General features: G+C 46.9%; 4 protein-coding genes, 7 tRNA genes and 2 rRNA genes. All 13 read left to right on the top strand.

The features are described from left to right. A 5S ribosomal RNA gene (rrf, locus tag I8U21_RS14670) occupies positions 1 to 71 on the top strand; the annotation flags it as partial. 502 nt (positions 72 to 573) lie between these two features. Then, entirely contained in the window at positions 574 to 1,806 is a 1,233-nt protein-coding gene (locus I8U21_RS14665; protein ID WP_181733083.1) for a dicarboxylate/amino acid:cation symporter, read from the top strand. A 121-nt stretch (positions 1,807 to 1,927) separates the two neighbouring features. Then, a tRNA-Leu gene (locus I8U21_RS14660) sits at positions 1,928 to 2,014 on the top strand. 3 nt (positions 2,015 to 2,017) lie between these two features. Next, positions 2,018 to 2,091: transfer RNA gene (locus I8U21_RS14655), tRNA-Gly, on the top strand. An 8-nt stretch (positions 2,092 to 2,099) separates the two neighbouring features. Further along, positions 2,100 to 2,175, top strand: a tRNA-Thr gene (locus I8U21_RS14650). 6 nt (positions 2,176 to 2,181) lie between these two features. Continuing rightward, positions 2,182 to 2,258: transfer RNA gene (locus I8U21_RS14645), tRNA-Glu, on the top strand. Positions 2,259 to 2,263: 5 nt separating this feature from the next. Further along, positions 2,264 to 2,340, top strand: a tRNA-Asp gene (locus I8U21_RS14640). Positions 2,341 to 2,352: 12 nt separating this feature from the next. Further along, positions 2,353 to 2,428: transfer RNA gene (locus I8U21_RS14635), tRNA-His, on the top strand. Between the two features lie 3 nt (positions 2,429 to 2,431). Continuing rightward, a tRNA-Gly gene (locus I8U21_RS14630) sits at positions 2,432 to 2,506 on the top strand. A 190-nt stretch (positions 2,507 to 2,696) separates the two neighbouring features. Further along, on the top strand, positions 2,697 to 3,473 hold the full coding sequence (locus I8U21_RS14625) for a hypothetical protein (protein ID WP_181733082.1): 777 nt from the start codon (positions 2,697 to 2,699) through the stop codon (positions 3,471 to 3,473). A 92-nt stretch (positions 3,474 to 3,565) separates the two neighbouring features. Continuing rightward, positions 3,566 to 4,330, top strand: a complete 765-nt coding sequence (locus tag I8U21_RS14620) for an Ldh family oxidoreductase (RefSeq protein ID WP_232337699.1) — start codon at positions 3,566 to 3,568, stop codon at positions 4,328 to 4,330. Continuing rightward, on the top strand, positions 4,272 to 4,616 hold the full coding sequence (locus I8U21_RS15075; RefSeq protein ID WP_232337698.1) for an Ldh family oxidoreductase: 345 nt from the start codon (positions 4,272 to 4,274) through the stop codon (positions 4,614 to 4,616). The genes I8U21_RS14620 and I8U21_RS15075 overlap by 59 nt, the downstream gene beginning before the upstream one ends. Before the next feature lie 176 nt (positions 4,617 to 4,792). Further along, positions 4,793 to 4,880, top strand: a 16S ribosomal RNA gene (locus I8U21_RS14615); the annotation flags it as partial.

Here is a 4,880-nt window from a genome sequence, read left to right as displayed (position 1 = left end):
CACGGAAGTTAAGCCCTCCAGCGCCGATGGTACTTGGGGATGACCCCTGGGAGAGTAGGTCGTTGCCAGGCAAATTGTCACCCGAACCACCTTCAGCATAATTGCTGAAGGTGGTTTTTATGTTTCATGCGCATTCAAGATGTCTTTTTAAAAATTTAAATTTGTAAATTTAAATTTTACATATTTGGTGTCTCTCGTTGAGAAAAATTGCCAAAAAGGTTCATCTGAAGATAAAAAATATGAATATTTAAAAAGTATTTTTGCCTTTGCCGGGATGAAGAAAACGGGATGATTTTTCGGAGGAGAGGGATCAAAGGCAAGGTGATCGCGAATGTGAAATCTTCCGTTCCCATTCCAATGCACAAGAGGGGACCGGGTTGGAACCATAATTTGCAATGATAAATAAAATCTTTTGGTTTTTTTAGGATAATAATTTTTAGTTGAGATATTTCTTTATAAAATATATAATAAAATTGTCATTATTACCTTGTCGCCTGTATTGTCTGATTAATTTAAAATTATTTTTTTATGAATTATCGGATTATTTTTGAAAGGTGTGAGGCTATGAAGAAGATGTCCTTGACGAAAAAGATTTTGATCGGGATCTTGCTCGGTCTGATTGTTGGTGTTATTCTCAATCTTTATTTTCCATCTGCATTTGTCGTCTTGAATCAATATTTATTTGACCCGGTCAGTAATTTATTTATTAAAGCAATTAAAATGGTTGTCGTTCCGCTTGTGTTTTTCTCGCTGGTTTCGGGAGCTGCCGGCATTGCCGATCCGAAAAAACTGGGGCGCATCGGCGGGAAAACGATTATCCTGTATATTTTGACAACCGCAATTGCCATTACTTTTGCCATTATTTTGGCAAATATCATCCAGCCGGGAACCGGAGTCACAATTGACCAGCCGGCGGAAGAAGTGAAAGTGGATAAGCCGCCGAGCATGATCGATACCCTGGTGAACATTGTCCCGGAAAACCCGGTGAAAGCCATGGCTGAATCCGAAATGTTGCAAATCATCTTTTTCGCTTTGCTGTTTGGGATTGGAATCGCATTATTGGGGGACAAGGCCAATCGCATCAAAGAAGTGATTGAACAAGGAAATGAAGTGACGTTGAAACTGGTTACTTTTGTGATGGCCACTGCCCCTTATGCCGCTTTTGCCTTGATGGCCCGGGCAATCGGGGAGTCCGGGATCGAATTGATCGGTTCCATGGCAGCTTACATGATCACCCTGTTACTGGCATTGTTGTTGCATATGGGAATCACGTACAGTACACTGCTTGCTGTATTTGCGAAGATGAATCCGGTTTTTTTCTTCAAACGCATGATGAGGGCGATGGAAGTTGCCTTTACGACCAGCAGCAGTGCCGCCACCTTGCCGGTGACCATGGATGTGGCGGAAAATGACTTTAAAGTCCCGAAATCAATCAGCAGCTTTGTGTTGCCGCTCGGTGCCACGATCAACATGGACGGAACGGCTATCATGCAGGGGGTTGCCGCCATTTTCATTGCCCAGTTATATGGAATTCCGTTGGGGATTGATGATCAGCTCATGATTATTCTAACCGCAACCCTTGCATCGATTGGTACGGCCGCTGTTCCGGGAGCCGGAATGATTATGTTGACCTTGGTGTTGCAGTCGGTGGGGCTGCCGGTTGAAGGGATTGCCATTGTACTCGGTGTGGACCGTTTGCTGGATATGAGCCGTACGGCGACCAACATCACCGGGGATGCCTGTGTGGCGGTGGTTGTTGCCAAAGGGGAAGAAAAAAGACAGCAAAAAGAGGGTTCAGCTGCATGATGGCAGCAAGGAAAAAGACGGGATTCCCGTCTTTTTTTTGTTAAAAAAGGGGTTGCGTTTTTTTTGAACCTGTGTTAAATTATATCAGCGTGAGATGATTTTCTAAATTCCATAGCAATTTGCGGTCGTGGTGGAATTGGCAGACACGCTATCTTGAGGGGGTAGTGGCCTTTTGGCCGTGCGAGTTCGAGTCTCGCCGACCGCACCAGTTGCGGGTGTAGTTCAGTGGTAGAACATCGGCCTTCCAAGCCGAATGCGAGGGTTCGATTCCCTTCACCCGCTCCAGAGCATCCGCTCCCTTAGCTCAGTTGGCAGAGCGCTTCCATGGTAAGGAAGAGGTCACCAGTTCGAGCCTGGTAGGGAGCTCCATGAAACGGTCCGTTGGTGAAGTGGTTTAACACACCAGCCTTTCACGCTGGCATGCAGGGGTTCGAATCCCCTACGGGTCACCAAATGCGGAGCTGTGGTGTAGAGGCCTAACATGCCTGCCTGTCACGCAGGAGATCGCGGGTTCGAATCCCGTCAGCTCCGCCATTTTTTTTGATGGCGGCCGTGGCGAAGTGGTTAACGCACCGGATTGTGGCTCCGGCATTCGTGGGTTCGATTCCCACCGGTCGCCCCATATGCGGAAGTGGCTCAGGGGTAGAGCATCGCCTTGCCAAGGCGAGGGTCGCGGGTTCGAATCCCGTCTTCCGCTCCAAACAAACCGATAACCAGGCAAAAGCTGCAAGTGATTTAAAACTTGCAGCTTTTTATTTTGCCAAAAAGGATGTTTCCGGATTGTTTGTATATTTTTTCATCAATTACAAATTGAATCAATTTTATCCAATTTTAAGAAGGAAATTGAAAAAAGATGTGGAAAACTAATTCCCCGTAAGGGGGTACATAAAATGACAAAGAAATGGATCAAACTTGCTCAAGTTGTTTTGTCGTTGGTTTCGTTGTTGGTGGTCAGCTTGTATCCGGCCGTTTCATCGGCGGCAGACAATGCGGATATACAAGCGAAACTCAAAGCGTTGGTTGAAGCAAATGTTTTAAAGCCGCTTCCTTTTAAGGGGAATTGCACCTCGATTCAGTTCAAAGTGCAGGTGGGAAGCGTCTTTAAGTTGGTTGATCTTCCGGACACCCCGTTAAAAGTGGTGGTGCCTTATGAAATTTACTGGTATCCGGCTTCTGATCAAGGGTTGGTGAACGGGAAGAAAGTGGACCAGGGCGTTTTGAATGTCAAAGAAGACAACCAAACTTTTTTTGTGAAATATGATCCCAAGTCCAATCCGAACGGAGCCAAAGGGACGTATGTTTTAAAAGTAAAACTGAACATAAACAATGAAGTCATCGGAAAGATCCTAATTGCGAAACTGGTGTTTAACCATGATTGCGGATCGGATCAACCGGGGGCGCCCGATGATCCGGGAAACGGCCAACCGAATGACCCGAATGATCCCGGTCATCCCGATGAGCCCGGGAACCAGGATGATCCGAAAAATCCCGGAAACGGTGGTGACCAGCCCGGTGATGACAATAAAAACGACGGTTCCAAACAGCCTCAAGGAGGAAAGTTGCCCAAGACCGCAACATCATACGGAACCGGAATGATGTTTGGACTCGGAGCAATCCTGTCCGGGATGATTCTTCTGTCCGTGAAAAGAAAATTCCTTTTGGGTTAATCTTTTCCGAGTCTGGAGAAAAGAAGGAAGGCCTGTGAAAATGCAGGCCTTTTTCTTTACGCGAATACTTTTAAAAGGAGGTTTGTCATCCGTTGCCGGAATTTAACGATGTCCATCTGCGGAGTTTTGCCGAAACCGTGTTCAAAGCGGTCGGTGTTCCCAAAAGAGATGCGCAAATTATAACGGATTCATTGATACAAGCCAACTTGGAAGGGATCGACAGCCATGGCATCAGCCGTCTGCCGGTTTATGTGCGCAGGTTGATGGAAGGCAGGATTTCCGTGCGCCCGTGTCTTCGGATCATTCAACACGGATCGGTGTTAAATGTGGATGGAGACAACGGATTGGGGCAAGTGGTTTCTTTCCGCTCGCTGGAAGCGGCGATTCCTGTTGCCAAAAAACTGGGCATGGCCGGTGTCTTTATTCGTCGCAGCAATCATAACGGCACGGGTTCTTTTTACTGCCAGCAAGTCATGCAGGAGAATATGGTGTTGATCGCCATGACCAACACCCCTCCGGGCATTGTGCCAACCGGAGGCAGGGAACCGCGGTTGGGGACCAATCCGGTTGCTTTCGGTTTTCCAGTGAACGACGGGCCTCCATTGATTGTTGACTTGGCCACAAGTATGGTTGCAAGAGGAAAAGTGATTTTGGCGGCCCGCGAAAAGAAACCGATTCCCAAAGGCTGGGCCGTTGACGAAAACGGAATGGATACAACGGATCCTTCGGCTGCACTTAAAGGGGCCATGCTGCCGGTGGGGGGGAGCCAAGGGATACGCCCTGGCGTGTGCGATCGAGATGTTCTGCGGGGTCTTAAGTGGTGCTGCCTTCGGGAAAAATGTGGTCAGCATCTATGAAGAGGAGGCAGGCTTTGCCGGTGTGGGACACCATTTCATCCTGTATCATGTGCCGCATTTCATGTCATTAAAGGAATATGGCAAACGGATGGATGCTTTTTTGCAGATGTTGAAAGATACACCGCCTTCCCCGAACAGTGATGGCGTTTATTATCCGGGAGAAAGGAGATATCAAAGATATTTGCAAAGAAAAAAACGGGGGATTCCTCTTTCGGATGAAGTGGTGAAGGATTTGAATGACATAGCGGAAAGCCTTTCGGTACAAGGGCTTTCCCAGGGAGAATAAAGTTCATTTGGGTGATTTATAATAGAGAGAGAAAAAAATTTAATTTTTTGTTGACAAGTGATCAAAGATGGGTTAATATATTCAACGTTGTCGCGAAAAATTGCTGCATGACTTGTTCCTTGAAAACTGAAGAGTGAAGACATGACTCGTTAATTCTTGAGAGTCCATATCAAACTTTTTTGGAGAGTTTGATCCTGGCTCAGGATGAACGCTGGCGGCGTGCCTAATACATGCAAGTCGAGCGGGAGAATCATCCTCCGGGAT

This window comes from Thermoactinomyces sp. CICC 23799 (genome assembly GCF_016055145.1).
GTDB classification, from domain to species: Bacteria; Bacillota; Bacilli; order Thermoactinomycetales; family Thermoactinomycetaceae; genus Thermoactinomyces; species Thermoactinomyces intermedius.
The sequence above is the reverse complement of the archived record's forward strand: the minus strand, read 5'-3'. Positions and strand labels throughout refer to the sequence as shown.

Bases quoted from the DNA above. Each gene is read 5' to 3' on its own strand.
- I8U21_RS14665 (WP_181733083.1), top strand. From the start codon at position 574: ATGTCCTTGACGAAAAAGATTTTGATCGGGATCTTGCTCGGTCTGATT.
- I8U21_RS14625 (WP_181733082.1), top strand. From the start codon at position 2,697: ATGACAAAGAAATGGATCAAACTTGCTCAAGTTGTTTTGTCGTTGGTT.
- I8U21_RS15075 (WP_232337698.1), top strand. From the start codon at position 4,272: ATGTTCTGCGGGGTCTTAAGTGGTGCTGCCTTCGGGAAAAATGTGGTC.